This is a genomic window from Enterobacter sp. R4-368 (genome assembly GCF_000410515.1).
Classification (GTDB): Bacteria; Pseudomonadota; Gammaproteobacteria; order Enterobacterales; family Enterobacteriaceae; genus Kosakonia.
In genome coordinates this window covers 1221044-1246752 of the sequence record NC_021500.1, presented here as the reverse complement: position 1 = coordinate 1246752, position 25709 = coordinate 1221044, and the positions used below count along the sequence as shown (strand labels likewise).

General features: G+C 54.7%; 25 protein-coding genes. 18 read left to right on the top strand and 7 right to left on the bottom strand.

Annotated elements, in window-relative coordinates; translation table 11 throughout:
• Positions 1 to 57 precede the first annotated feature (57 nt).
• Entirely contained in the window at positions 58 to 1107 is a 1050-nt protein-coding gene (locus H650_RS05795) for a YeiH family putative sulfate export transporter (RefSeq protein WP_020454396.1), read from the bottom strand.
• Positions 1108 to 1208: 101 nt separating this feature from the next.
• On the opposite strand from H650_RS05795, the gene yieE reads away from it, so the two are divergent.
• The 7 genes from yieE (at position 1209) to cirA (ending at position 8985) form a co-directional block, all read left to right on the top strand.
• Positions 1209 to 2075 (top strand): DNA-binding transcriptional regulator YeiE, encoded by an 867-nt coding sequence (yieE, locus tag H650_RS05790; RefSeq protein WP_020454395.1) that lies wholly within the window; start codon positions 1209 to 1211, stop codon positions 2073 to 2075.
• Between the two features lie 176 nt (positions 2076 to 2251).
• Entirely contained in the window at positions 2252 to 3037 is a 786-nt protein-coding gene (locus H650_RS05785) for a transporter substrate-binding domain-containing protein (protein ID WP_044489688.1), read from the top strand.
• Positions 3038 to 3040: 3 nt separating this feature from the next.
• Entirely contained in the window at positions 3041 to 3706 is a 666-nt protein-coding gene (locus H650_RS05780; protein WP_020454393.1) for an amino acid ABC transporter permease, read from the top strand.
• Positions 3706 to 4362: an amino acid ABC transporter permease gene (locus tag H650_RS05775; RefSeq protein ID WP_020454392.1), complete on the top strand. Its 657-nt coding sequence runs from the start codon at positions 3706 to 3708 to the stop codon at positions 4360 to 4362. The genes H650_RS05780 and H650_RS05775 overlap by 1 nt, the downstream gene beginning before the upstream one ends.
• Positions 4343 to 5080, top strand: coding sequence for an amino acid ABC transporter ATP-binding protein (locus H650_RS05770; protein WP_020454391.1), 738 nt, complete (start codon positions 4343 to 4345; stop codon positions 5078 to 5080). Before H650_RS05775 ends, H650_RS05770 begins: the two co-directional genes overlap by 20 nt.
• A gap of 182 nt (positions 5081 to 5262) precedes the next feature.
• Positions 5263 to 6732 (top strand): amino acid permease, encoded by a 1470-nt coding sequence (locus tag H650_RS05765; protein ID WP_020454390.1) that lies wholly within the window; start codon positions 5263 to 5265, stop codon positions 6730 to 6732.
• Between the two features lie 273 nt (positions 6733 to 7005).
• Positions 7006 to 8985, top strand: coding sequence for a catecholate siderophore receptor CirA (gene cirA, locus H650_RS05760; protein WP_020454389.1), 1980 nt, complete (start codon positions 7006 to 7008; stop codon positions 8983 to 8985).
• 39 nt (positions 8986 to 9024) lie between these two features.
• On the opposite strand, the gene fghA is transcribed toward cirA, so the two are convergent.
• Positions 9025 to 9861 (bottom strand): S-formylglutathione hydrolase, encoded by an 837-nt coding sequence (gene fghA, locus H650_RS05755; protein WP_020454388.1) that lies wholly within the window; start codon positions 9859 to 9861, stop codon positions 9025 to 9027.
• 150 nt (positions 9862 to 10011) lie between these two features.
• Between fghA and H650_RS05750 the strand changes: the two genes are divergently transcribed.
• The 9 genes from H650_RS05750 (at position 10012) to H650_RS05710 (ending at position 19179) form a co-directional block, all read left to right on the top strand.
• Positions 10012 to 11139 (top strand): YbfB/YjiJ family MFS transporter, encoded by a 1128-nt coding sequence (locus H650_RS05750; protein ID WP_044489421.1) that lies wholly within the window; start codon positions 10012 to 10014, stop codon positions 11137 to 11139.
• Between the two features lie 126 nt (positions 11140 to 11265).
• Positions 11266 to 11931: a GTP cyclohydrolase I FolE gene (gene folE, locus H650_RS05745; protein ID WP_017459784.1), complete on the top strand. Its 666-nt coding sequence runs from the start codon at positions 11266 to 11268 to the stop codon at positions 11929 to 11931.
• Positions 11932 to 11949: 18 nt separating this feature from the next.
• Complete coding sequence (gene yeiB / locus H650_RS05740; protein WP_020454386.1) at positions 11950 to 13110, top strand: DUF418 domain-containing protein YeiB; 1161 nt, start codon at positions 11950 to 11952, stop codon at positions 13108 to 13110.
• A gap of 155 nt (positions 13111 to 13265) precedes the next feature.
• Positions 13266 to 14291 carry an HTH-type transcriptional regulator GalS gene (galS, locus tag H650_RS05735; RefSeq protein ID WP_020454385.1) on the top strand — a complete coding sequence of 342 codons (1026 nt, stop codon included), beginning with the start codon at positions 13266 to 13268 and terminating at the stop codon, positions 14289 to 14291.
• A gap of 294 nt (positions 14292 to 14585) precedes the next feature.
• Entirely contained in the window at positions 14586 to 15584 is a 999-nt protein-coding gene (gene mglB / locus H650_RS05730) for a galactose/glucose ABC transporter substrate-binding protein MglB (RefSeq protein ID WP_020454384.1), read from the top strand.
• Positions 15585 to 15665: 81 nt separating this feature from the next.
• Positions 15666 to 17186 (top strand): galactose/methyl galactoside ABC transporter ATP-binding protein MglA, encoded by a 1521-nt coding sequence (gene mglA / locus H650_RS05725; protein WP_020454383.1) that lies wholly within the window; start codon positions 15666 to 15668, stop codon positions 17184 to 17186.
• Between the two features lie 15 nt (positions 17187 to 17201).
• Positions 17202 to 18212, top strand: a complete 1011-nt coding sequence (gene mglC / locus H650_RS05720; RefSeq protein ID WP_020454382.1) for a galactose/methyl galactoside ABC transporter permease MglC — start codon at positions 17202 to 17204, stop codon at positions 18210 to 18212.
• A 178-nt stretch (positions 18213 to 18390) separates the two neighbouring features.
• Positions 18391 to 18618: a hypothetical protein gene (locus tag H650_RS05715; protein WP_020454381.1), complete on the top strand. Its 228-nt coding sequence runs from the start codon at positions 18391 to 18393 to the stop codon at positions 18616 to 18618.
• A 135-nt stretch (positions 18619 to 18753) separates the two neighbouring features.
• Complete coding sequence (locus tag H650_RS05710; protein ID WP_020454380.1) at positions 18754 to 19179, top strand: hypothetical protein; 426 nt, start codon at positions 18754 to 18756, stop codon at positions 19177 to 19179.
• Positions 19180 to 19183: 4 nt separating this feature from the next.
• On the opposite strand, the gene sanA is transcribed toward H650_RS05710, so the two are convergent.
• The 4 genes from sanA to H650_RS05690 form a co-directional block, all read right to left on the bottom strand.
• Positions 19184 to 19903 (bottom strand): outer membrane permeability protein SanA, encoded by a 720-nt coding sequence (gene sanA, locus H650_RS05705; protein WP_020454379.1) that lies wholly within the window; start codon positions 19901 to 19903, stop codon positions 19184 to 19186.
• Between the two features lie 121 nt (positions 19904 to 20024).
• Complete coding sequence (cdd, locus tag H650_RS05700; RefSeq protein ID WP_020454378.1) at positions 20025 to 20912, bottom strand: cytidine deaminase; 888 nt, start codon at positions 20910 to 20912, stop codon at positions 20025 to 20027.
• A gap of 129 nt (positions 20913 to 21041) precedes the next feature.
• Positions 21042 to 21737: a CidB/LrgB family autolysis modulator gene (locus tag H650_RS05695; protein WP_020454377.1), complete on the bottom strand. Its 696-nt coding sequence runs from the start codon at positions 21735 to 21737 to the stop codon at positions 21042 to 21044.
• On the bottom strand, positions 21734 to 22132 hold the full coding sequence (locus H650_RS05690) for a CidA/LrgA family protein (RefSeq protein WP_020454376.1): 399 nt from the start codon (positions 22130 to 22132) through the stop codon (positions 21734 to 21736). The genes H650_RS05695 and H650_RS05690 overlap by 4 nt, the downstream gene beginning before the upstream one ends.
• 220 nt (positions 22133 to 22352) lie before the next feature.
• Between H650_RS05690 and dusC the strand changes: the two genes are divergently transcribed.
• Complete coding sequence (gene dusC / locus H650_RS05685) at positions 22353 to 23303, top strand: tRNA dihydrouridine(16) synthase DusC (protein ID WP_020454375.1); 951 nt, start codon at positions 22353 to 22355, stop codon at positions 23301 to 23303.
• A gap of 440 nt (positions 23304 to 23743) precedes the next feature.
• Here the strand turns inward: dusC and H650_RS05680 are convergent, their stop codons facing one another.
• The gene (locus tag H650_RS05680) at positions 23744 to 24658 is read right to left on the bottom strand and encodes a LysR family transcriptional regulator (RefSeq protein ID WP_020454374.1); all 915 of its coding nucleotides are present in this window, start codon (positions 24656 to 24658) and stop codon (positions 23744 to 23746) included.
• A 73-nt stretch (positions 24659 to 24731) separates the two neighbouring features.
• Between H650_RS05680 and H650_RS05675 the strand changes: the two genes are divergently transcribed.
• Positions 24732 to 25688, top strand: coding sequence for an MBL fold metallo-hydrolase (locus tag H650_RS05675; protein ID WP_020454373.1), 957 nt, complete (start codon positions 24732 to 24734; stop codon positions 25686 to 25688).
• Positions 25689 to 25709: the final 21 nt, after the last annotated feature.

Here is a 25709-nt window from a genome sequence, read left to right as displayed (position 1 = left end):
AACCCGCCAGGGGAAAACGCTCATCATAGCGGGTCAACAGGGAGGAGATGTAGTGGTTTATGCCATCAGGTGATGAACTGCCAGGTTAATGGCGCCCCCGCCGACAATCAGCCAGACAAACAGAATCAGCCCCATGACCAGCGGTTTTGCCCCGGCATTCTTCAGCGCACTGACGTGTGTGGTCAATCCCAGCGCCGCCATCGCCATCGCCAGCAGCAGCGTATCCAGCGTATTCAACATGTTCACCATCGATGCCGGCAACAGATGGAACGAGTTAAACACCGCGACAGCCACAAAGCCCAGCGCAAACCACGGAATGGTCAGCTTGCTTTTTTCTGCCCCTTGTTGCGGGCTGAGCTGTTTAACGCGTGCGGCCAGCAGCAGTAAAAACGGTGCCAGCATCATTACGCGCAGCATTTTGGCAATCACGGCGGCATTTTCCGTTTCCGGGCTGATGGCATGACCGGCGGCAACCACTTGCGCCACTTCATGTACCGTTGAACCTACCCAGATGCCATAGGTTTCCGGGCTAAACCAGTGACCAACCAGCGGGTAGAGTGCCGGGTAAATAAAGATTGCCAGCGTGCCGAAAATCACGACAGTGGCGACCGCAACCGTCACTTTACTGGCTTCCGCTTTGACCACCGGTTCGGTTGCCAGCACGGCTGCCGCGCCACAGATACTGCTGCCTGCGCCAATCAGCCAGCTGGTTTTTTTATCCAGCCCGAATACTTTTTGCCCAAGAAAACAGGCCAGCAAAAAAGTACTCGATAGCGTCAGCACATCGATGGCGATACCGCTGACCCCCACGTCGGCAATTTGCGAAAACGTCAGGCGAAAACCATAAAGAATGATCCCCAGTCGTAACAGGTGCTGTTTAGCGAACAGTACGCCACCGTCGCAACGATGGTGCCAGGCGGGGTAGAGCGTGTTGCCAAGCAGCATGCCGATAAGAATAGCCAGTGTTAAGGCGCTCAGCCCAAGGCCTGCGACCGACGGGATAGCGCCAAGCCATAATGCGGCGGCGGTAATCAGGCCGGTCAACAACAAGCCGGGAACAAAATGCCATGCCGGATGGCGTCGAGTCTGTAACGTGATTTCTGTCATAACCTTCTCCTCTCAATGGCGAAAAGGTTAAGGCGAACTGGTTTAAAGGTAAAATTGATTATATATTTATAATTAATCTTTATAAGTGGTAAGTGACCTCTATGCATATAACGTTACGCCAGCTTGAAGTCTTTGCTGAAGTGCTGAAAAGCGGCTCCACCACCCAGGCTTCGCAGCAGTTAGCGCTCTCGCAATCTGCGGTTAGTGCGGCGCTGACCGATCTTGAAGGCCAGCTGGGCGTGCAATTGTTTGACCGCGTGGGTAAACGGCTGGTGGTGAATGAACACGGGCGTTTGCTCTATCCCCGCGCGCTGGCAGCGCTCGAACAGGCGACGGAAATCGAGCAACTGTTTCGCGAAGATAACGGTGCCATCCGCGTATTCGCCAGTAGCACGATTGGTAATTACATCCTGCCGGAGGTGATCGCCCACTACCGCCGCGATTTCCCCGATCTGCCGCTGGAACTGAGCGTGGGTAACAGCCAGGACGTGATCAATGCGGTAGCGGATTTCCGCGTTGATATCGGTTTAATCGAAGGCCCGTGCCACACCGCGGAAATTATCGCCGAGCCGTGGATGGAAGATGAGCTGGTGGTGTTTGCACCGCCGTCATCCTCGCTGCTGCAAGGGCGCGTAACGCTGGAGCAACTCGCCGCTGCGCCGTGGATCCTGCGCGAGCGCGGCTCCGGCACACGCGAAATCGTCGACTATTTACTCCTCTCGCATTTGCCGCAGTTTCACCTGGGCATGGAGCTTGGCAACTCAGAAGCCATTAAGCATGCGGTGCGCCACGGGTTGGGCATTAGCTGCCTGTCGCGACGCGTCATTGCTGAACAGCTTGAAACCGGTAGCTTAGTGGAAGTGCCGGTTCCGCTGCCCCGTCTGGTGCGCACGCTGTGGCGTATCCACCATCGACAGAAACACCTTTCCAGCGCATTAAACCGCTTTATTCGCTACTGCGAGATTTGATTGCACCATCAGCAGGCGTCTGCACCGTTTTGGTGGTGCAGACGCAGCGCTGCAACCTTCGATTCATCCCTGAACTCCCCGCATGCCGCGTTCCGCCAGAATATATCGTATTGGCACATTAGTTGCAGAAAGTGATTCAAAGAATCTTTTGTTTCATGGGCGATGAGGTGTTGATGATGAAAACGTGGATAAAGGCCGCAGCGATGGCGACAGTGATGATGGCTTGTGCCTCGCAGGCGATGGCGGATCAATTACAGGATATTCAGCAGCGCGGCGTATTGCGTGTGGCAGTACCGCAGGATTTTCCGCCGTTTGGCTCTGTTGGCACCGATCTCAAACCGCAGGGTTACGACATTGATATGGCCGAATATCTGGCAAAAGGCATGAAGGTGAAACTGCAACTGGTGCCTGTAACCAGCGCCAACCGCGTGCCGTATCTGCAAACGCATAAAGTTGACCTGGTGATTTCCAGCCTTGGCAAAAATGCGGAGCGCGAAAAAGTGATCGACTTCAGCCGTGCCTATGCCCCGTTCTTCCTTGGCGTGTTTGGCCCGAAAGAGGCCACGGTGACCGATGCGAAAGCGTTAAGCGGCAAATCCATCGGCGTTACCCGCGGTGCCGTGGAAGACATGGTGCTGAGCGATATCGCGCCGAAAGATGCCGACGTGAAGCGCTACGAAGATAACAACACCACGCTTTCTGCTTATATGTCCGGCCAGGTGCAGTATCTCGCCACCGGTAACGTTGTTGTGGCGGCAATTGCGCGGCAGAACCCGCAAAAAGCGCCGGTCAGCCAGTTTATGCTGAAAGATTCGCCGTGCTATATCGGGCTAATGAAAAACGAACCAGCGCTGAAAGCGGAAGTCGACAAGCTGGTTGAGCAGGCGCTGAAAGAGGGCGAACTCAACAACTTGTCACAGAAATGGATGCAGGCGCCGTTACCGGCCAACTTTGGCGCGTAACGCATGACGACATCGCTTGATTTTGCCGCGCTCTGGCCGTTCTGGCCGGAGCTGCTGGCTGGGCTCTGGACCACGGTGACCTTAACCACGCTGGCGACGGTTGGCGGTGTGACAATCGGCATCGTCGGTGCGGCGCTGCGTAGCGGTAAACCCGGCGTGATAAGTGCCATCTGGGGCGCGTACGTTGAGCTTATCCGCAACACGCCATTTGTGGTGCAGCTGTTCTTTATTGTGTTTGGTTTGCCGGGCCTCGGGCTGAAACTCACCGCCGGTGAAGCGGCGCTGATCGCCATGCTGGTTAACCTCGGTGCCTACAGCACGGAAATTATCCGCGCCGGGATCCAGGTGGCGCCGAAAGGGCAGTGGGAAGCCGCCCGCGTACTGGGGCTTAGCAAATCGCAAACCTTTTTACGGGTGATTTTGCCTCCCGCGCTGAAACGCATTTATCCGGCGCTGGTGAGTCAGTGCATTATCGTCATGCTGGGCTCGTCGGTGGTGTCGCAAGTCTCTTATGAAGAGTTGACCTTTATGGCCAACCTGATTCAGTCGCGCACGTTTTTAAGTTTTGAAGTCTATTTTGTCACCACGTTGCTGTATCTGATGCTGTCGCTGTTGATGCGCCAGCTGCTGCTGGCAATCGGGCGCAAATGGCTGGGGAGCGAGAGCTGATGAGTACGTTTACCGACTGGGATATTCTGCGCAACCTGCTGCTGGCGGCGCGCTGGACGGTGCTGCTGTCGCTGATCGCCTTCGTCTGCGGCACGCTGGTAACGCTGCCGCTACTGGTGTTGCGCATTAGCCGCTGGAGCTTACCAAAACGGTTTATCAGCGCCTATGCCGCGTTATTTCAGGGCACACCGCTATTGATGCAACTGTTCCTCGCTTTTTTTGGCCTTGCGCTGTTTGGTATTGATGTCAGCGCGTGGACGGCGGCGACGCTGGCGCTAACGCTGTTTACCAGCGCCTTCCTGCTTGATATCTGGTACGGCAGCATCAACGCGCTGCCAAAAGGGCAGTGGGAAGCCTGCCGCTGTCTGGGGCTGAGTTTTGGTCAAACGCTGTTTCGCGTGATTGCGCCGCAAGCCATTCGAATCGCCATTGCGCCGACGGTAGGCTTTTCCGTGCAGGTCATTAAAGGCACCGCGCTGGCGTCGATTATCGGTTTTGTCGAACTCACCAAAGCCGGCACCATGCTTAACAACGTCACCTTTGCACCATTCAAAGTGTTCGGGCTGGTGGCGTTGGGCTATTTCCTGCTGTGTTATCCGCTGTCGCGCTACAGCCGCTATCTGGAGAAGAAATTCCATGCCGCTCATCACCATTAATGAAGTGCAGAAATATTATGGCGACAACCATGTGCTGAAGGGCGTAAGCCTCGACATTGAAATGGGCGAAGTGGTGTCGATTATTGGCCGCAGCGGGTCGGGCAAAAGCACCTTACTGCGCTGCATGAACGGGCTGGAAGGCTACCAGGATGGCAGCATCAAACTGGGTGGTATGACGGTAACCGACCGGGAATCGCAGGCGCGTGAAATAAGCCGCTCAGTGGGAATGGTATTCCAGAGCTTTAATCTGTTCCCGCATATGACGGCGCTGGAAAACGTGATGCTGGCACCGCGCCGGGTGCTGAAATTGCCTGCTGACGAGTGCCGTCGCCTTGCCATTGAGATGCTGGAGAAAGTGGGGCTTGGCGAGCGTATCGACTACTATCCGGCCAATCTTTCCGGTGGTCAGCAGCAACGCGTGGCGATTGCCCGTGCGCTGGCGATGAAACCGAAAGTGCTGCTGTGTGATGAAATCACCTCGGCACTGGACCCGGAACTGGTCGGTGAGGTGCTGCGCGTGCTGGAGCAGCTTGCTCGTGAAGGGATGACGCTGATTCTGGTGACCCATGAAATGAACTTTGCCCGCGAAGTGGGTGACCGCGTCGTGTTTATGCATCAGGGAAAAGTCTGGGAGCAGGGTGACAGCAAGGACTTTTTCGCGCAGCCGAAAACACCGGAACTGCAGCAGTTTATCGCCTCGGTACGCGGTCTGAATTGATCTTTCTGCTCCCGTATCCGCGCGGGAGCTTATTTACCGCCTCGCAACATCGTCCATTCACTGCTTTACTTATAATCCGTTGCCGATCATGAAGGTCTCTAATAAGAGGCGTTTTATGCCGGAAGGCCTGCGTTTCGTTTGCTACAATCGCGCCTCATTTTTTGGATGGATAGCATTTTCTTATGGTTTCCGAAACTAAAACCACAGAAGCGCCCACGCTTCGTCGAGAACTCAAAGCGCGTCATCTGACGATGATCGCCATTGGCGGTTCCATCGGTACAGGTTTGTTTGTCGCATCAGGGGCGACCATTTCTTCAGCGGGCCCCGGCGGCGCGTTGTTCTCCTATATTCTGATTGGCCTGATGGTCTATTTCCTGATGACCAGCCTCGGTGAACTGGCGGCGTTTATGCCGGTTTCCGGTTCGTTCTCCACCTATGGTCAAAAATATGTTGAAGAGGGTTTCGGCTTCGCGCTGGGCTGGAACTACTGGTACAACTGGGCGGTGACCATAGCCGTAGACCTTGTGGCGTCGCAATTAGTCATGACCTGGTGGTTCCCGGACACGCCAGGCTGGATCTGGAGCGCGCTGTTCCTCGCGGTGATTTTCCTGCTTAACTACATCTCAGTGAAAGGCTTTGGTGAAGCGGAGTATTGGTTCTCGCTGATCAAAGTCGCCACCGTCATTATCTTCATCATTGTTGGTGTGATGATGATTGTCGGTATTTTCCAGGGGGAAAAACCGGCGGGCTGGAGCAACTGGACGATTGGCGATGCGCCATTTGCCGGTGGTTTTTCCGCCATGATCGGTGTGGCAATGATTGTCGGTTTCTCTTTCCAGGGGACTGAGCTGATTGGTATCGCGGCGGGGGAATCGGAAGATCCGGAGAAGAACATCCCGCGCGCGGTGCGCCAGGTGTTCTGGCGTATTCTGCTGTTCTATGTGTTTGCGATTTTAATTATCAGCCTGATTATTCCGTACACCGATCCGAGCCTGCTGCGCAACGACGTGAAAGATATCAGCGTCAGCCCGTTCACGCTGGTATTCGAGCATGCGGGTCTGCTCTCGGCGGCGGCGGTGATGAACGCGGTGATCCTGACGGCGGTGCTGTCGGCGGGGAACTCGGGTATGTACGCTTCCACGCGTATGCTCTACACGCTGGCGTGTGACGGCAAAGCGCCGCGCATTTTCGCGAAATTATCGAAAGGCGGCGTGCCGCGTAACGCGCTGTATGCCACCACGGTGATTGCCGCGCTGTGCTTCCTGACCTCAATGTTTGGCAACCAGACCGTGTATTTATGGTTGCTGAACACCTCCGGTATGACTGGTTTTATTGCCTGGCTGGGGATTGCCATTAGCCACTACCGTTTTCGCCGTGGCTATGTCGCGCAGGGGCATTCGCTGGATAACCTGCCGTACCGTTCGGGTTTCTTCCCGCTGGGGCCGATTTTCGCCTTCGCTTTGTGCCTCATCATCACGCTTGGGCAGAACTATCAGGCTTTCCTGGCCGACAGCATTGACTGGGGCGCCGTTGCGGCGACGTATATCGGTATCCCGCTGTTCCTTATTATCTGGTTAGGCTATAAATTTTCCAAAGGAACCCGTTTCGTGCGTTATAGTGAAATGGAGTTCCCGGAACGTTTCACGAAATAAATTCACTCTTTAGCCCTCTGTATGGAGGGCTTTTTTTGCCCCTGCCAACATTCCCTCCCGCTGCGATAATTTACATAACTTTAATTTAACGCAATTGATAATCATTATCACTTAAATTAATGTAAGTGCCTGAATAAAAAGGGTGTCTGCCCGGGCTTTCTGCGCCCGAAGGCCAATAATTTCCTTGTCAGGGTCAATGTAACGCTGACGTGTTTGGCAGTGTGTGAGCACTATTCCTCGCAATTTTTTGTTTTTACCTCATGGAGTTATGGAATGTTTACCTTGAATCCCATCGTCCGGGGAGGCCTCTGCGCGTCCGCACTTTCTTTAGCGCTGCCGGTAATGGCCGTAGAGAATGGCGAAACGCTGGTGGTTACCGCGTCGGCAACGGAGCAGAACCTGAAAGACGCACCCGCCAGTATCAGCGTGATCACCCAGGACGATTTGCAGCGCAAGCCGGTGCAAAACCTGAAAGATGTGCTGAAAGAGGTGCCTGGCGTTCAGCTCACCAACGAAGGGGACAACCGTAAAGGCGTCAGCCTGCGTGGCCTCAACAGTAGCTACACGCTGATCCTGATTGACGGTAAGCGCGTCAACTCCCGTAATGCGGTTTTCCGCCATAACGATTTTGACCTTAACTGGATCCCGGTCGATGCCATTGAGCGCATTGAAGTGGTGCGCGGCCCGATGTCTTCCCTGTACGGTTCGGACGCCCTTGGTGGCGTGGTGAACATCATCACTAAAAAAATCGGCCAGCGCTGGACGGGCACGATTACTGCGGATAGCACGGTTCAGCAGCATCGCGATCGCGGCGATACCTGGAACGGTCAGTTCTACACCAGCGGCCCGCTGATAGATGGGGTGCTTGGGCTGAAAGCCTTTGGTAGCGTGGCGAAACGCGAAAAAGATGGCCAGCAGAGTTCTAAAACGGATGCCAGCGGCCAATCGCCGCGTATTGAAGGTTTCACCAGCCGTGATGGCAACGTTGAGTTTGCCTGGACGCCAACCGACGATCACGATTTTACCGCCGGATATGGCTACGACCGCCAGGACAGGAACTCTGATTCACTGGATAAAAACCGCCTTGACCGGCAAAACTACTCGCTGGCGCACAATGGCCGCTGGGGTGAGGTAAACAGTGAACTACGTTTCTACGGTGAACAGATCGATAACAAAAATCCGGGTAACAGCAGCACAATTCGTTCGGAAAGCAACACGCTCGACGGCAAAGTGGTGCTGCCGCTGGGGCAATATAATCAGCTCGTTACACTGGGTGGCGAGTGGCGCCACGACAAGTTAAAAGATCCTGTTAACCTGACCGGCGGCGACAGCAGCAAAACCTCGACCAGCCAGTACGCGCTGTTTGTTGAAGATGAGTGGCGTATTTTCGAGCCGTTGGCGCTGACCACCGGTGTCCGTATGGATGACCACGACACCTATGGCGATCACTGGAGTCCGCGTGCTTACCTGGTTTACAGCGCCACCGATACGCTGACCGTGAAAGGCGGTTGGGCGACGGCATTTAAAGCGCCTTCTCTGTTGCAGCTCAGCCCGGACTGGGCCACCAACTCCTGCCGGGGCGGTTGCCGCATTGTTGGCAGCCCGGAGCTAAAACCAGAGACCAGCGAAAGTTTTGAACTGGGGCTTTATTACAGCGGGGAAGAGGGCTGGCTGGAAGGCGTGCAGGGCAGCGTAACGGCGTTCCAGAACAATATCGACGATATGATCAATATCAGCCGTACGTCGAGCCTGAGCGAAGCACCGGGTTACGCTAACTTCGTCGGTTTTGAGCGTAATGCCAGCGGCGTATTGGTGCCGGTATTCCGTTACTACAACGTTGATAAAGCGCGGATTCAGGGTGTGGAAACCGAGGTGAAAATCCCGTTTGATGAAGCGTGGAAGCTGACGCTGAATTACACCTATAACGATGGACGCAACCTGAGCGGTGGCGGCAACAAACCGTTGCAGGATCTGCCGTTCCATACCGCCAACGGCACGCTGGACTGGCAAGCCACGCAGGACTGGTCATTCTATGTTTCTGCCAACTACAGCGGGGAAAAACGCGCCGTATCGCAGGGCGTAACACCGGGTGGCTACGTTATCTGGAATGTGGGCGGCGCATGGCAGGCGACAAAAAACGTCAAGCTGCGCGCGGGTGTGCTTAACCTTGGTGATAAGGATCTCAGCCGCGACGATTACAGCTACAACGAAGATGGCCGCCGCTACTTTATGGCGCTGGATTACCGCTTCTGATATGGAAAGCCCGGCAGCAGGACGCCGCCGGGACTCCCGCTATTTCAGCAGATGCTGCGCATGGAAGCGCAGATGATCTTCAATAAACGCAGCAATAAAAAAGTAACTGTGATCGTAGCCGGACTGGATGCGCAGCGTCAGCGGCCAGGATTTTTGCCGTGCCACTTCCGCAAGCCGCGCGGGCTGGAGTTGATCGGCCAGGAACTGATCATTATCTCCCTGATCGATAAGTGTTGGGATCGCGTCAGTTTCGTTGCTTTCCAGCATCAGCGCGCAGCTATCCCATTCACGCCATTGTTGCGCATCCTCGCCCAGATAAGCGCGAAACGCTTTTTGCCCCCACGGCACCTGCATCGGGTTCACTATCGGTGCAAAGGCGGAAACGCTGGTATAACGGCCGGGGTTTTTCAGCGCCATGATCAACGCGCCGTGGCCGCCCATCGAATGACCACTGATAGCGCAGCGGTCGCTGACGTTAAATTGCGACTGGATAAGCGTCGGTAATTCATCGCGCAGGTAATTATACATACGATAATGCGCCACCCACGGCTGCTCGGTGGCGTTGAGGTAAAAACCTGCGCCTTTGCCGAGGTCATAGCTCTCTGCATCTGCGACATCGTCACCGCGAGGGCTGGTATCCGGCATCACCAGCACAATGCCTAACTCTGCGGCTACGCGTTGCGCACCGGCTTTGGTGGTGAAGTTTTCGTCATTACAGGTGAGACCGGAGAGCCAGTACAGCACCGGCGGCGGTGTTGCGCTGTATTGCGGCGGTAAGAAGATGCTAAAGGTCATCGTGCAGTTCAGTACGGCGGAGTCGTGGCGCCAGCGCTGTTGCCAGCCTTCAAAACAGCGGTGCTCTTCAAGCATTTCCATGCGGGGCTCCTTAGAATTTTTACAGACAAAGTAAGGTGACTTCTTGTCATCATACAGGCTATTCCCTTTGCTGCGAGTAACTTTCACTTCCGCATAAACGCAACATACTGCATCATAAACATAACTTTACGTTAACATTTGGGGGCGCTAATGGCGCAATGTGTGGCGCTTTGTGGATTTATTGTGCTGGTTGTCGCGATGGGGATCGGGCGTTTTGCCTTCACGCCGCAGGTGCCGTTGATGATCCGCGACGAGCAACTGACCCTGACCAGCGCCGGGCTGGTGGCGGCGATTAACTACCTCGGTTATCTGCTTGGTGCCTGGGACGCAATGCGCGCGCAGCGACATATCGAAGTCCGTCTCTATCTGGGGATTGGCGGCGCGGTGGCACTCACTTTTCTCTCTTCACTTGCCGATAACGCGCTGCTTCACGGCGCGTTGCGCCTGGTGATTGGCGCAATGAGCGGCTGGGCGATGGTGCTGATTGCCGCCTGGACCAACGATCGGCTGGCACATGCTGGCAAGCCAGGACTGAGTGCCGCGGTATTCGCCGGGCCGGGTGCGGGCATTGCATTAAGCGGTCTGCTGGCGGTGGCGATCCAGGCAAAAGGCTTAAGCGCTGCATCCGCCTGGCAGGTGTATGGGGTGCTGGCGCTGCTGCTGGTGGCGTTGATTGCTCGCTATTTACCGCGTCCTGGCGAGTGGCATCGACCGGGCGAAAAGCCGCAGCCGCTACAGTTAACCACCGATCTTAAACGGCTGGTCTGGAGCTACAGCCTGGCCGGATTTGGCTATATCTTACCGGCGACGTTTCTGTCGCAAATGGCGGCGCTGCGCTTTCCTGGCAGCCTGTTTGCCCAGTTTGTCTGGCCGGTGTTCGGTGCCGCAGCGGTAGTGGGGATTGCGCTAAGTATTTTGCTGCGCCACGTTGGTCACAGCCATCAGCGGCTGGCGGTGGTGCTGTGGCTGCAGGGTGCGGGCGTACTGGCGGCATGGTTGCTGCCGGGGATGAGCGGGCTGGTGTGCGGTGCGTTGCTGGTGGGCGGCGGATTTCTTTGCGCCGTGCAGCTCTCATTGCTGTATGGACGCGAGCTCGCGCCCAATCACACACGTTATATGGCCGGGTTATTGACCACCGGCTATGCGATGGGGCAACTGGTTGGCCCTATGACTTCCGCGCTTTCCACCTGGCTTACGCAGCAGCTTGAACCGGCGCTAGGCGTGGCGGCAATTGCCCTGGTCATTGGCGGGCTTTTAGTCTGGAAACGCACGGCCTGAAAGGCGGCAGCGATTTCAATAATTATCGCCGCCAGGGCTGGATTATGTGCGCGACCTCACGCACAATGTTCGCTCACTTTGCGTTAACAACGCGAAGTTCGCCACACCTGCAGGAGAATAAAAAACATGTCATCACTCAGTAAAGAAGCGGCGCTCGTTCACGAGGCTCTGGTTGCCCGTGGTCTGGAAACGCCGCTGCGCCCACCGGTGCAAATGGATAACGAATCCCGTAAACGCCTTATCGCCGGGCATATGACCGAGATTATGCAACTGCTGAATCTCGATCTGAATGATGACAGCCTGATGGAAACGCCGCATCGCATCGCCAAAATGTATGTTGATGAGATCTTCTCCGGCCTCGATTACGCTAACTTCCCGAAGATCACCGTCATTGAAAACAAAATGAAAGTCGATGAGATGGTGACAGTGCGCGATATCACGCTGACCAGCACCTGTGAGCACCATTTTGTCACTATCGACGGCAAAGCCACCGTTGCCTATATTCCGAAGGATTCGGTGATTGGCCTGTCGAAAATCAACCGTATCGTGCAGTTTTTTGCGCAGCGCCCGCAGGTGCAGGAGCGACTGACGCAGCAGATCCTGACCGCGCTGCAAACGCTGCTCGGTACTAACAATGTCGCGGTTTCTATTGATGCGGTGCATTATTGCGTGAAAGCGCGCGGCATCCGCGACGCGACCAGCGCGACGACGACCACTTCGCTCGGTGGCTTGTTCAAGTCGAGCCAGAATACCCGCCAGGAGTTCCTGCGCGCAGTCCGCCACACTAACTAATTCGCTGGAGCCGCCGACATGGAGAGGAATGTCACGCTGGATTTTATTCGTGGCATCGCCATTCTCGGTATTCTTTTGCTGAATATCACCGCCTTTGGTTTGCCAAAGGCGGCCTACCTTAACCCTGCCTGGTACGGCGACATCACGGCATCGGATGCCTGGACCTGGGCGCTGCTCGATCTCTTCGCGCAGGTGAAATTCCTCTCGCTGTTTGCCATTTTGTTCGGTGCGGGTCTGCAAATGTTGCTGCCGCGCGGTAAGCGCTGGATCCAGTCGCGCCTGACGCTGCTGGTGCTGCTCGGTTTCATTCATGGTCTCTTTTTCTGGGATGGCGATATTCTGCTGGCTTATGGGCTGGTGGGGCTGATTGCCTGGCGCATGGTGCGAGATGCGCAGAACGTGAAGACGATGTTTAACACTGGTGTGGTGCTGTACCTGATTGGCATTGCGGTTTTGTTGTTGCTGGGGGGAATTTCCGGTTCGCAACCGAACCGCTCCTGGTTGCCGGATGCGGCGAATGTGCAGTACGAGACCTGGTGGCGAGTCAGCGGCAGTATCGGGGAGGCCATCAGTAATCGTGCGGATATGCTCTCTAACGCGCTTCTGGCGCTGGGGGCGCAATATGGCTGGCAACTGGCGGGCATGATGCTGACAGGCGCGGCGCTGATGCGCAGCGGCTGGCTGAAAGGGCAATTCAGCCTGCGCCATTACCGCCGGACGGGGGCGCTGCTGATTGGCTTAGGGTTACTGATCAACATCCCGGCGATTATTGCCCAGTGGCAGCTTGGCTGGTCATATCGCTGGTGCGCTTTTCTTCTGCAGGCTCCGCGCGAACTTGGCGCGCCGTTACAGGCGGTGGGTTACGCGGCGCTGGCGTGGGGGTTCTGGCCGCAGATCTGCGGTTACAAACTGGTCAATGCTATTGCCTGCGTTGGACGCATGGCGCTCACTAACTACCTGTTGCAAACGCTAATCTGTATCACCTTATTCAATCGTTTCGGGCTGTTTATGCAGTTCGACCGCCTGCAACTGCTGGCCTTTGTGCCGGCGGTGTGGGCCGTAAATATTCTCTTCTCTCTGTTCTGGCTCAGGCGTTTTCGTCAGGGGCCAATGGAATGGCTATGGCGGCAATTGACCGCACGTGCTGCAGGGACATCATTAGCTCGCACATCCAGATAACGATCTGGATCACAATCATTAACAAAACGGATGTAACCGTTTCCATTCATGTGATGCCACTCACGTAGCAATCGCCTGCTCGCTGCCAGAATAGCCTCCTTACTTAACACAGGGGGTGGCTGTGAACTGCCGCAATCCAGAAAAGGTGGGTAAAAATGATCACCATTCGTGACGTTGCCCGGCATGCGGGCGTCTCTGTCGCGACGGTGTCCCGTGTGCTTAATAACAGCGCGCTGGTCAGCCCGGAAACGCGCGAAACGGTGATGAAAGCCGTCGCCCAGCTGGGTTATCGCCCGAATGCCAACGCTCAGGCGCTGGCGACGCAGGTTAGCGACACCATTGGCGTGGTGGTGATGGACGTCTCTGATGCCTTTTTCGGTGCGCTGGTGAAAGCGGTGGATACGGTTGCGCAGCAGCACGAAAAATATGTGCTGATTGGCAACAGTTATCACGAGGCGGAAAAAGAGCGTCACGCCATCGAAGTCCTGATTCGCCAGCGTTGTAACGCCCTGATTGTTCACTCAAAAGCGCTAAGCGATGAGGAGCTGACAGGCTTTATGGAGCAGATCCCCGGCATGGTGCTGATCAACCGGCTGGTGCCAGGCTATGCGCACCGCTGCGTCTGCCTTGATAACGTCAGCGGGGCGGTGATGGCCACGCGCATGCTGCTCAATAACGGCCATCAGCGCATCGGTTATCTGGCCTCCAGCCACCAGATTGAAGACAACGATATGCGCCGCGAAGGGTGGTTCCGCGCGCTGGAAGAGCAGGGGATTAACGCCCCGGATAGCTGGGTTGGCACCGGTTCGCCGGACATGCAGGGCGGTGAAGCGGCGATGGTTGAGCTGCTGGGGCGCAACCTGCAACTTACCGCGGTCTTCGCCTATAACGACAGCATGGCGGCGGGGGCGCTGACGGCGCTGAAAGACAACGGCATTGCGGTGCCACAGCATTTATCACTGATTGGTTTCGATGATATTCCCATTGCGCGTTACACCGACCCGCAACTGACCACGGTGCGTTACCCGGTCGCTTCAATGGCGCGCCTGGCGACCGAGCTGGCGTTGCAGGGGGCCGCAGGTAAGCTGGATCCAGAGGCTGCGCACTGCTTTATGCCGACGCTGGTACGCCGCCATTCCGTGACCGCACGACAAACTGTGGCACCGATCACTAACTTATAAACTTCGATGATGTAACCGTTTTCAATCTGTGAGTAAATTCACAGTATCTTAACAAGGCGCTGACTATGATGTCAGCGTTTTAGAAGCTGAAACACGATGTAACGGTGATTAATCACTTTCACTACAAGTGAGCGCTTTGAAACATCGAAGAAAGCGAACTTCTGGAGCGTTACCCGGACACGGACGAATGGAATTTTAGAGTGAACTTCGGTCGGCAGTAACGTCTTCGTAACAACTGACCCGCCGAGCATTATTCACAAGAACTACCCTGCATATAAAAAAACCGGAGATACCATGAATAAGAAGGTGTTGACTCTGTCTGCTGTTATGGCAAGCATGCTTTTTGGCGCAGCCGCACACGCAGCGGATACCCGCATTGGTGTGACCATCTATAAATATGACGACAACTTTATGTCGGTTGTCCGTAAGGCTATTGAGAAAGACGCCAAAGCAGCGCCAGATGTTCAGCTGCTGATGAACGACTCGCAGAATGACCAATCCAAACAGAACGACCAGATCGACGTGCTGCTGGCGAAAGGCGTAAAAGCACTGGCGATCAACCTGGTTGACCCGGCAGCGGCAGGTACGGTGATTGAGAAAGCGCGTGGTCAAAACGTTCCGGTTGTTTTCTTCAACAAAGAACCTTCCCGCAAAGCGCTGGATAGCTACGATAAAGCCTATTACGTGGGTACCGATTCCAAAGAATCCGGCGTGATTCAGGGCGACCTGATTGCTAAACACTGGGCGGCGAACCAGGGTTGGGATCTGAACAAAGACGGCCAGATCCAGTACGTGTTGCTGAAAGGCGAGCCGGGTCATCCGGATGCTGAAGCACGTACCACTTACGTTATCAAAGAGCTGAATGATAAGGGTATCAAAACTCAGCAGCTGGCTCTGGATACCGCAATGTGGGATACCGCTCAGGCGAAAGACAAAATGGACGCCTGGCTCTCTGGCCCGAACGCTAACAAAATTGAAGTGGTTATCGCGAACAACGACGCGATGGCAATGGGCGCGGTTGAAGCCCTGAAAGCACACAACAAATCGTCTATCCCGGTCTTCGGTGTCGATGCGCTGCCAGAAGCGCTGGCGCTGGTGAAATCCGGTGCAATGGCCGGTACCGTGCTGAACGATGCTAACAACCAGGCGAAAGCGAGCTTCGAGCTGGCGAAAAACCTGGCCGAAGGCAAAGGCGCGGCAGATGGCACTAACTGGAAAATCGAAAATAAAGTCGTTCGTATTCCTTACGTTGGTGTAGATAAAGACAACCTGGCTGAAATCGCCGGTAAATAATATTAAGAAAGCATGTTCTCATTGGGCGCAACGACTGTTGCGCCCTTATAACACGATATGCCAGGCCAACAAGGTATAATTATGGTCAGCAATAATACTCAGTCGTCAGGTGAATTCTTGTTGGAAATGAGCAATATCAACAAGTCTTTTCCAGGCGTAAAGGCACTCGATAATGTCAATTTGAAAGTCCGTCCGCACTCTATCCATGCATTAATGGGCGAGAACGGTGCGGGGAAATCAACATTATTAAAATGTCTTTTTGGGATCTATCAAAAAGATTCCGGTAGCATTCTTTTTCAGGGGAAAGAGATCGACTTCCATTCCGCGAAAGAAGCGCTGGAAAATGGTATTTCGATGGTTCACCAGGAACTCAACCTGGTGTTGCAACGTTCCGTGATGGACAATATGTGGCTGGGTCGTTATCCAACCAAAGGTATGTTTGTCGATCAGGATAAAATGTTCCACGATACCAAAGCCATTTTTGATGAGCTGGATATTGATATCGACCCTAAAGCACGCGTGGGAACATTATCTGTATCGCAAATGCAGATGATTGAAATTGCCAAAGCGTTCTCTTATGACGCCAAAATTGTCATTATGGATGAGCCGACTTCTTCGCTGACGGAAAAAGAAGTCAATCATCTGTTTAAAATTATCCGTAAACTGAAAGATCGTGGCTGTGGAATTGTTTATATCTCCCATAAAATGGAAGAGATATTCCAGCTGTGCGATGAAATTACGATTCTGCGTGACGGTCAGTGGATTGCCACCCAGCCGCTGGAAGGGCTGGATATGGACAAGATCATCGCCATGATGGTTGGTCGTTCGCTGAACCAGCGCTTCCCGGACAAGCACAACGTGCCGGGCGAAACCATTCTTGAAGTGCGTAATCTCACCTCGTTGCGCCAGCCCTCTATTCGCGATATCTCCTTTGATTTGCGCAAAGGCGAAATACTCGGTATCGCAGGTCTGGTCGGGGCGAAACGTACAGATATCGTTGAAACGTTATTTGGTATTCGTGAAAAATCCTCTGGCACCATTAAATTGCATGGCAAAGTGATTAATAACCACAACGCCAATGAAGCGATTAATAATGGCTTTGCCCTGGTGACCGAAGAACGTCGTTCCACCGGTATTTACGCCTATCTTGATATCGGATTTAACTCACTTATTTCCAATATCCAAAATTACAAAAACAAAGTGGGCTTGTTGGATAATAGCCGCATGAAGAGTGATACCCAGTGGGTCATCGACTCGATGCGTGTAAAAACACCAGGCCACCGCACGCAAATTGGTTCTCTTTCCGGTGGTAACCAACAAAAGGTTATTATTGGTCGTTGGTTATTAACTCAGCCAGAAATTTTAATGCTCGATGAGCCGACCCGTGGTATTGACGTTGGTGCGAAATTTGAAATTTACCAATTGATTGCCGAGCTGGCGAAAAAGAATAAGGGGATTATTATTATTTCCTCTGAAATGCCTGAGTTGTTAGGCATCACTGACCGTATTCTGGTAATGAGCAATGGCCTCGTTTCCGGAATTGTTGATACTAAAACGACAACGCAAAACGAAATTCTCCGTCTTGCGTCTTTGCACCTTTAAGATCAGGGGCTCCTCATGAGTGCGTTAAATAAGAAAACTTTTCTCACTTATCTGAAAGACGGCGGTATTTACGTTGTTCTTTTAGTGTTACTGGCCATTATCATTTTTCAGGATCCCACTTTCTTAAGTCTGCTGAACTTAAGTAACATTCTGACCCAATCCTCCGTGCGTATTATTATCGCGCTGGGCGTAGCGGGGCTGATTGTGACCCAGGGTACCGACCTTTCCGCCGGGCGCCAGGTTGGCCTCGCGGCGGTGGTTGCCGCTACGCTGCTGCAATCAATGGAAAACGCCAACAAAGTATTCCCGGATATGGCTACCATGCCGATTCCGGTGGTGATCCTGATTGTCTGCGCCATCGGCGCGGTTATCGGCCTGGTGAACGGCCTTGTCATCGCTTACCTGAACGTGACTCCGTTTATCACCACGCTGGGTACGATGATCATCGTTTACGGTATCAACTCCCTGTACTACGACTTTGTTGGTGCATCGCCGATTTCCGGCTTTGACAGCGGCTTCTCGACCTTTACGCAGGGCTTTATTGCGCTGGGCAGCTTCCGTTTGTCCTATATCACTTTCTACGCCTTGATTGCGGTGGCGTTCGTCTGGGTGCTGTGGAATAAAACTCGCTTTGGCAAAAACATTTTTGCTATCGGCGGTAACCCGGAAGCGGCGAAAGTCTCCGGCGTTAACGTAGCGCTGAACCTGCTGATGATTTACGCGCTGTCCGGTGTGTTCTATGCCTTCGGCGGGATGCTGGAAGCGGGCCGTATCGGTTCTGCGACCAACAACCTCGGCTTTATGTATGAACTGGATGCCATCGCAGCTTGCGTAGTGGGCGGGGTTTCCTTCAGCGGCGGTGTGGGTACGGTTCTGGGGGTGGTGACCGGTGTGATTATCTTCACCGTCATCAACTACGGCCTGACCTATATCGGTATTAACCCGTACTGGCAGTACATCATCAAGGGCGGCATCATTATCTTCGCGGTGGCGCTAGACTCGCTGAAATACGCACGTAAAAAATAATCCCATCGTCTGTACCAGGCCCGCTCAACGAGCGGGCTTTTTTATTCCTGTTTGCCGCCTTCTGCCATGGAGTAAGCTCACGCCTTTCCCCCAAAAAAGTTCTCTCGCAGTGAGTTGTTAAATTTTTTGCTTCGGTGCTACGCTCAATAAAGTTGCAATATTAATAAGGAGATTAAGGATGAACAGTGAGGGCGCGTTTCCTGCACTTCCCGTGATTGGCTGGCAGGTAGGGGTGGTTGAAGATTTAGATGGTGTGGTCGTGAAGTTTGGTTGCAGCACAGGGCCTTGCGGCGCGGGAGCAACGACGTTTGATTCGCCCTTTTTTAATTTAACGCCTGATATGGTGAGAAGCCTGATCTACGACCTTCAGCGTAGCCTGCAACAGCATGAGAGCAAAGTGGCCTGACGCTTCGCTTGCACGTCGGGTACATCCCATGTGCCCGATATTTAAGTCAATTCTGAATGCCTGTATGCCCATAGCTACTTACGCTTGAAAGAATGAATCTGTGAATGGTGTTGTATCCGCAGCTCAGGGGCGCTTATGAATTTTGTTTATTTTACTGTTGATAATTTACCGCATGAAAAAAACTCACCCGTTAACTTCTCTTTGAAAAATGTCGAACTGTTGCGCGATGGCGACGTGATTGCCTCACTTGGCGATATCAAAATCACTGCATTGCCGTTTTTTTACTTTTGCCCGGTACCGACCGGCTTTCGCAAAATCGAGTTCAGAATGAAGAACAGCCCGCCCGCGCGCATCGTGTGTAGCGCAGGGTACTTAAAAAGCGGGGAATACCTGGTTAATACGCCGGATGGGGAGAAAGCCTTGTCCTTCAACGCGTTAAATGGCCACTGGACGCTCGATAAAACCAGCCGTGCGGTTATCGATCATCGCCATTTTGTTGAGCGTGGTTTTACGCTTGTCCGTCCAGTAAAAACCAACAGCCGCAACGCATCCATTAACTGATGCTTCAGTTTTTTCCTTTCTTTTGCATATCGATAAGCTGCTCGGCGGTGACGGCCGGGTAGCCTTGCGCATCGTCCGGCACTTCCTGCATTGACGGAATCGGCACCAGCGGGCCGAGGAAGCGCGGCTCTCGCTTGAACATGTAAAGATCGGCAATTGTGCCCAACCGCGCACCAAACTCGCGTACGCGTACGCTCCACATATCTTTCGGCGACGGCACGGCGTAACACTGCGCCTGGATGCCCATATGCCGGGCGATAAATAACGCGCGTTCGCAGTGGAAACGCTGGGTAATGATGATGAAATCGTTCGTGTCGAAGACTTTGCGGGTGCGCACAATCGAATCCAGCGTGCGGAAACCGGCGTAATCGAGCACGATGTCGGCAGGATCGACACCGGCGGCAATCAAATCCTTACGCATGGTCATCGGTTCGTTGTAGCTTTGCAGCGCGTTATCGCCGCTCAGCAACAGGTAGTTAACCTTGCCGCTGTTATATGCATTAAGCGCGCCCTGAATCCGGTAGCGGTAATATTGATTGATAACGCCAGTGCGGTAGTACTTCGCGGTGCCGAGGACAACGCCGACCTGGCGCCAGGGGAGATCCTGCAGGTCGTCGTATATATAGGGGGCGGTTTTCCAGCTCATCCAGCGGTCTAAGCCAAGCGCAGTTAACAGCAGTAAGCCGATAAGGACTAACAGGCTGTAAGTAAAACGCTTTAACATGCAGCAGACTCGAACAGGATTAGAATGTCCCTCAGGCTACTTTACCCGTACGGCAAGCGCAAGAAACGGTAGTTCAATTGCGGGGTTTTTCATCACTGCGGGCACGAACCCGCAGCGAGGATCATTTACTCAGCAAAACGCGTTCGACCTTCTCACATCCCAGCGCGCGCAACGTGGCGGCGGTGGCATCCCATTGGGTGAGCGGTGCATCGGCGCGTTCCGCCAGTACGGCGCGTTGAATATCCGCGTAATCAAAACCGCTGAGGCTAAGCAGATTCAGCGCACCCTGCAATGGCGGCAGCGTTGGGTTGAAGGCGGCGTTTTCCGCGTAGCTACCGCTGAAGATGCGCCCGTCGCGACAAAGAATTGCCACGCCTGACGGCGAAGTCGTGTAGGGCGAGTGGCTTTTATTGGCCGCGTGAATAGCTGCCTGCGCGACGTCATCTCCGCGCAGTGAAAAACCGTGATCCTGTTGATCCATTAACAACGTTTTGATGTCGAGATCTTTTGGACCAAACGCGTCCGGCAGGTAATCGCCCAGCGTATGCGGCGCGCGACCCGGCAGGTTAATGCGCAGATTCAGACCGCTGTTCAGTTCATTCATAAACTGGCGGCAGTGGCCGCACGGCGTGTAGTTGACGGTGATGGAAGAGAGCGCTTTTTCACCGCGCAGCCAGGCGTGGCTGATAGCGCTCTGCTCGGCATGCACGGTTTGCTGCATTGTCGCGCCAGAAAACTCCATATTGGCACCGAAGTACCATGTTCCGCTGACGCCACGCGCAATCGCGCCCACGTTAAAGTGGGAAAGGTCGGTGCGGGCGCAGGCGGCGGCGAGCGGCAGCAACGCAAACGCCAGCGCGTCCTCGTCCAGCCCCGTCGCGCTTTGCAATGTTGCCACCTGCTCTGCGCTCAGCATGGCGGGGAAGTGCTCATCCGCCAGCAGAGGAGCCAGTGCGGTCTGTAAATTCTCCGCAAGCCCGGAAAAAGCAGTGTGAAAACGTGAATGCATAGCGGTGCCTCATAGCAGTGTATTGGAATCGTAGTTTACGGGGCTGCCTGGCCTCTATGTGTGATTCACTTCACACTGTATGTGCAACTTATGAAACTCAAACGAAAAATGCGCGACGTATCGCAAATTTTAGCCCAGCAGCGCGAGGATAACCGGGAACAGAAACGGGGCGACCAGCGAAGTGATAATCCCGCAAATCACCAGCGCCAGCGAACTGAAAGCCCCTTCCTGATAATCCAGCTCGGCGCAGCGCGCGGTGCCCAGCGCATGCGAGGCGGTGCCCATTGCCAGCCCGCGTGCCGATTTCGTGGTGATACGCATCAGGTTCAGCAAGGTATGGCCGAACACCGCGCCCAATACGCCAACAAAGATCACGCAGACCGCACTGATTGCCGGGATACCGCCAATGCTGCCGCCAACCGCCATCGCGATCGGTGTGGTGACGGATTTGGGTAATATCGACGCCGCAATTTCTGGTGTCGCGCCCATCAGCAGCGCCACAGCGGTACCGGAAAACATCGCCACCATGCTGCCGATAAAGCAGATAGTAATGATCGATTTCCAGCGGGCGCGAATCTGATGTAACTGCTCATAGAGCGGAAACGCCAGCGCAACAACAGCGGGTTGCAGCAGATCGTTAAGAATTTTACTGCCCTGGAAGTAGTGGTCATACGGAATGCCCGTTACCAGCAGGATCGGGATAATCACCACCATCGCCACCAGCAGCGGGTTGAGCAGCGGTAGCTTGAAACGCGTGGCGAGTTTACGCGCGGCGAAAAACACCGCCAGTGTCAGCGGTAACGACCACCAGATATACGCCATCATTCTTTCTGCCCTTTTTGTCCTGCCACCTTACGCTCGCCGTGCACCAGATGGGTGCTCCAGCTCACCACCAAAAAGACGATAATTGTGCTCACCGCACAGGAAACAACAATCGGGCCGAACTGCGCGCGCAACAGGTCGTAATATTGCATTACGCCAACACCGATGGGCACGAACAGCAGCGCCATGTAACGGATCAAAATAAAGCAGCCGGGATTTACCCATTTGGCGGGCAGAATTTGCAGCGCCAGCAGCACGAACATAATCAGCATGCCGATAATGCTGCCCGGAATAGCAATAGGCAGCAGCGATGAAACAAAAATGCCTGCGTAGAGACAAGCGTAAATAAGCACAAACGCACGAAGGTACTGCCAGAAAATATTCAGTGAGTTACTCATGGTGAAAGCCCTTGTCGAAACGCATTCATCATACAATTAAAGCGAAAAACGTGCTACTGATCACATCATGAATTGTGAGCATACCAAACATTCCATTCAGGAACGTTATGCATTCCCACAAGATTTACCGCGCGATATAGCCAAAAGTGTAGTGAAGAAAGGCACTTTCCACGCCTGAACAGAGACGCTACTATGGCGCCTCTTTTTTATGGGGCGAGATATGCGTGTATTACTGGCGCCGATGGAAGGCGTGCTCGATTCGCTGGTGCGCGAGCTGCTGACCGAGGTTAACGATTATGATTTATGCATCACCGAATTCTTGCGCGTGGTGGATCAACGCCTGCCGGTAAAATCCTTCTATAAAATCTGCCCGGAACTGCATCGTCAAAGCCGTACGCCTTCCGGTACGCTGGTGCGTATTCAACTCTTAGGACAATACCCGCAGTGGCTGGCGGAAAATGCGGCGCGCGCGGTTGAACTGGGCTCCTGGGGCGTCGATCTCAACTGTGGTTGCCCGTCGAAGCTGGTCAACGGCAGCGGTGGTGGCGCGACGTTGCTCAAAGATCCTGAGCTTATTTACCGTGGCGCAAAAGCGATGCGTGAAGCGGTGCCGTCGCACCTGCCGGTGACGGTAAAAGTGCGTCTTGGCTGGGACAGCCCCGCACGCGCGTTTGAAATTGCCGATGCGGTACAGCAGGCCGGCGCCAGCGAACTGGTGGTACACGGGCGCACCAAAGAAGATGGCTACAAAGCGGAGTGCATTAACTGGCACGCCATCGGCGAGATCCGCAAGCGGTTAACCATTCCGGTGATTGCCAATGGCGAGATCTGGGACTGGCAAAGTGCGCAGGATTGTATGGCCGCCACCGGCTGCGATGCGGTGATGATTGGTCGTGGCGCACTGAATGTGCCGAATCTGAGCCGGGTGGTGAAGTACAACGAGCCGCGTATGCCGTGGCCGGAGGTTGTAGCGCTACTGGCGAAATATTCGCGGCTGGAAAAGCAGGGCGATACCGGTTTGTATCACGTTGCGCGCATCAAACAGTGGCTCGGCTATTTACGCAAAGAATATTCTGAGGCCAGCGAGTTGTTTACCGAGATCCGCGCCTATAAACATTCCGCCGATATCGCACAAGCGATCGCCCGCCAGCGCAGCCGCGTTGGCGTCTGACACGCGCCGGTGAACCTTTCGCAGGCTGTCTCGTTATGCGCTCGAATAAAGCTGGGTTGAAGTGCGGGTGTGGGTTGTTACTGTGCAAGCAGGCGAAACCTGATCATCTGGCAACTGCCGGAGGTCAGGTTTTTTTGTTTCCGGGGTCTGAATGAATAGCGCCAAAACAGTAAACAACGTTGTTGTAGTGGTGCCGGGTGGCGGCCGCGCGCACAAGTGGTGATGAGTTACACCCGGTGAAAGCCGATTGATCTGGAAAGCGCCGCCAAAGCGGAGATCGCCAGACGTTGCAGTTTTATTGATGTCGAACGTGAGATAACGGCAGCGGCTCCGGTATGCAGCAGTAAGAACTATTTCTGCTGGTATCGCGCTGTCATCGCCAGTAACGGCGAGAGCCTGAAATAACCCGCACTCCGCCCGCGCAAACCGGGCAGAACGCGTCAGTTAAGGCGCTTAGCAATAAACTCTTTCAGCCACATTACCGCCGGATCGCTGCTGTGGCGCTGATGCCACAGCATCGCCAGCTCAATTGGCTGCACATCGAGCGGCAGCGGGCTGCTCGCAAATCCTCGTCTGCGCTGCCACTCCTGCGCCAGGCCTGCCGGTACGGTCGCCAGGGCTGGCATGGTCTCCAGTAATCCCGGCAGGGCGGCGAAGTGCGGCGTGGTGTAGTGGATGCGGCGCTGATGGCCGGTTTTGGCCAGTAGCGTGTCGAAGTGGCTGCTGGTGGCTTCCCGGTAGCTGACCATTAAATGCGGCTGTGCGGCAAAAGTATCGATATCCAGCGGTGCGCTCAACGTCAGCTGCTGCGGGTGCCAGAGCGTGATAAACGGCATGGTGGTCAGCACTTCGCGCTCCAGCCAGCGCGGCCCGGCCTCGGCGACGCTTATTGCCATATCCATTTCGCCGCCTTCCAGCCGACCGGCATCGCTGAATGGATCGCTGGCCACCACATTCAGACGCATGCCGGGCGCGGCCTGTTGCAGCGCCGGGATCAGCTTTGGCATCAGCCACATTTCCACCCAGTCCGCCATGCCAAGCGTCAGCGTGACGCTGGCAGTCTGCGGATCAAAGGCCGTTTGCTGAAACAGGGCACTCTGCAATTGTTCCAGCAGCGGTAGCAGTTCCGTATGCAGTTCGATGGCGCGGGCCGTCGGCTGCATTTTATGGCCGCTACGGATAAACAGCGGGTCGTCAAACAGCGCGCGCAGGCGTGACAGCACGCCGCTCACCGCCGGTTGACCCAGATGCAGCTTATCCGCCGCGGCGGAAACGCTCTGTTCGCGAAACAGCACGGCAAAGGCGATCAGCAAGTTAAGATCGATTTTGCGAAAATCATTCTCTTTGATAGTCATTATTGCTCCAATCAATTGGAGTGATAGTAGCCGTTGCCGGATACTGGCGCAATGAAAACGACTGGAGAAGAGTATGAAACATTATCCACTTCTGTTGGCGCTGGTGACGGCAGGTTTGAGTTTTGGCGCTATTGCCGCCACACCGCTTTCAACGCACCAGCCGCAAGCGCCGGGCTTTTACCGTATGGCAATGGGCGACTGGCAAATCACCGCCGTTTCCGATGGCACCGTCGCGGTGCCATTCGACAAACTGCTGACCCATATCACGCCGGTGCAGTTGCAGGAACGGATGGCGCAGGCCAGTTTACCCGTCAATGCCGAAACCTCGATCAACGCCTTTGTGATTAACACCGGTAAGCAATTAATTCTGGTGGATGCCGGTGCCGGGCAGTTGTTTGGCGACGCAGGCGGCCATCTGCCGGAAAACCTGCGTGCGGCGGGTATTGATCCGGCCACCATCGATACCGTGCTGCTGACGCATATCCATGCCGATCACTCCGGCGGCATACAGCGCGACGGCAAACCGGTGTTCGCCAATGCCACCGTACGGGTCGATCAGCGGGATGTTGATTTCTGGCTCAACCCGGCACATGAAAAAGAGGTGGAAGAGGGGCAGCGCCATACTTTTGCGGAATCCGAGCGCTCACTGCGCCCGGTGATAGATACCGGTAAGCTCAGCCCTTTCCGCGCGCCGACGCAAATTATCCCCGGCATTGAAGCGATCCCGGCGCCGGGGCATACGCCAGGCAGCGTGATTTACCGCGTCACTCACGGCGGTAAGACGCTGATGCTGTGGGGCGATATTATTCACGCGCATCCGGTGCAATTACCGCAGCCGGAAGTGGCGATCCATTTTGACGTTAACCAGCAGCAGGCGGTAAAAACCCGGGAAAAGGTGCTGGCGCAGGTCGCGCGCGAAGGTGACTGGGTGGCAGCGGCGCATATCGCTTTCCCCGGTATGGGTAAAGTGATGAAAGCGGAGAGTGGCTATCGCTGGGTGCCGGTGAATTACAGCGCGAAGGGGAATTAACCCGCCATGCCGGGTAGCGCC

Coding starts and splice junctions, on each gene's coding strand:
- H650_RS05795 (WP_020454396.1), bottom strand. CDS start 1,107: ATGACAGAAATCACGTTACAGACTCGACGCCATCCGGCATGGCATTTT.
- yieE (WP_020454395.1), top strand. CDS start 1,209: ATGCATATAACGTTACGCCAGCTTGAAGTCTTTGCTGAAGTGCTGAAA.
- H650_RS05785 (WP_044489688.1), top strand. CDS start 2,252: ATGAAAACGTGGATAAAGGCCGCAGCGATGGCGACAGTGATGATGGCT.
- H650_RS05780 (WP_020454393.1), top strand. CDS start 3,041: ATGACGACATCGCTTGATTTTGCCGCGCTCTGGCCGTTCTGGCCGGAG.
- H650_RS05775 (WP_020454392.1), top strand. CDS start 3,706: ATGAGTACGTTTACCGACTGGGATATTCTGCGCAACCTGCTGCTGGCG.
- H650_RS05770 (WP_020454391.1), top strand. CDS start 4,343: ATGCCGCTCATCACCATTAATGAAGTGCAGAAATATTATGGCGACAAC.
- H650_RS05765 (WP_020454390.1), top strand. CDS start 5,263: ATGGTTTCCGAAACTAAAACCACAGAAGCGCCCACGCTTCGTCGAGAA.
- cirA (WP_020454389.1), top strand. CDS start 7,006: ATGTTTACCTTGAATCCCATCGTCCGGGGAGGCCTCTGCGCGTCCGCA.
- fghA (WP_020454388.1), bottom strand. CDS start 9,861: ATGGAAATGCTTGAAGAGCACCGCTGTTTTGAAGGCTGGCAACAGCGC.
- H650_RS05750 (WP_044489421.1), top strand. CDS start 10,012: ATGGCGCAATGTGTGGCGCTTTGTGGATTTATTGTGCTGGTTGTCGCG.
- folE (WP_017459784.1), top strand. CDS start 11,266: ATGTCATCACTCAGTAAAGAAGCGGCGCTCGTTCACGAGGCTCTGGTT.
- yeiB (WP_020454386.1), top strand. CDS start 11,950: ATGGAGAGGAATGTCACGCTGGATTTTATTCGTGGCATCGCCATTCTC.
- galS (WP_020454385.1), top strand. CDS start 13,266: ATGATCACCATTCGTGACGTTGCCCGGCATGCGGGCGTCTCTGTCGCG.
- mglB (WP_020454384.1), top strand. CDS start 14,586: ATGAATAAGAAGGTGTTGACTCTGTCTGCTGTTATGGCAAGCATGCTT.
- mglA (WP_020454383.1), top strand. CDS start 15,666: ATGGTCAGCAATAATACTCAGTCGTCAGGTGAATTCTTGTTGGAAATG.
- mglC (WP_020454382.1), top strand. CDS start 17,202: ATGAGTGCGTTAAATAAGAAAACTTTTCTCACTTATCTGAAAGACGGC.
- H650_RS05715 (WP_020454381.1), top strand. CDS start 18,391: ATGAACAGTGAGGGCGCGTTTCCTGCACTTCCCGTGATTGGCTGGCAG.
- H650_RS05710 (WP_020454380.1), top strand. CDS start 18,754: ATGAATTTTGTTTATTTTACTGTTGATAATTTACCGCATGAAAAAAAC.
- sanA (WP_020454379.1), bottom strand. CDS start 19,903: ATGTTAAAGCGTTTTACTTACAGCCTGTTAGTCCTTATCGGCTTACTG.
- cdd (WP_020454378.1), bottom strand. CDS start 20,912: ATGCATTCACGTTTTCACACTGCTTTTTCCGGGCTTGCGGAGAATTTA.
- H650_RS05695 (WP_020454377.1), bottom strand. CDS start 21,737: ATGATGGCGTATATCTGGTGGTCGTTACCGCTGACACTGGCGGTGTTT.
- H650_RS05690 (WP_020454376.1), bottom strand. CDS start 22,132: ATGAGTAACTCACTGAATATTTTCTGGCAGTACCTTCGTGCGTTTGTG.
- dusC (WP_020454375.1), top strand. CDS start 22,353: ATGCGTGTATTACTGGCGCCGATGGAAGGCGTGCTCGATTCGCTGGTG.
- H650_RS05680 (WP_020454374.1), bottom strand. CDS start 24,658: ATGACTATCAAAGAGAATGATTTTCGCAAAATCGATCTTAACTTGCTG.
- H650_RS05675 (WP_020454373.1), top strand. CDS start 24,732: ATGAAACATTATCCACTTCTGTTGGCGCTGGTGACGGCAGGTTTGAGT.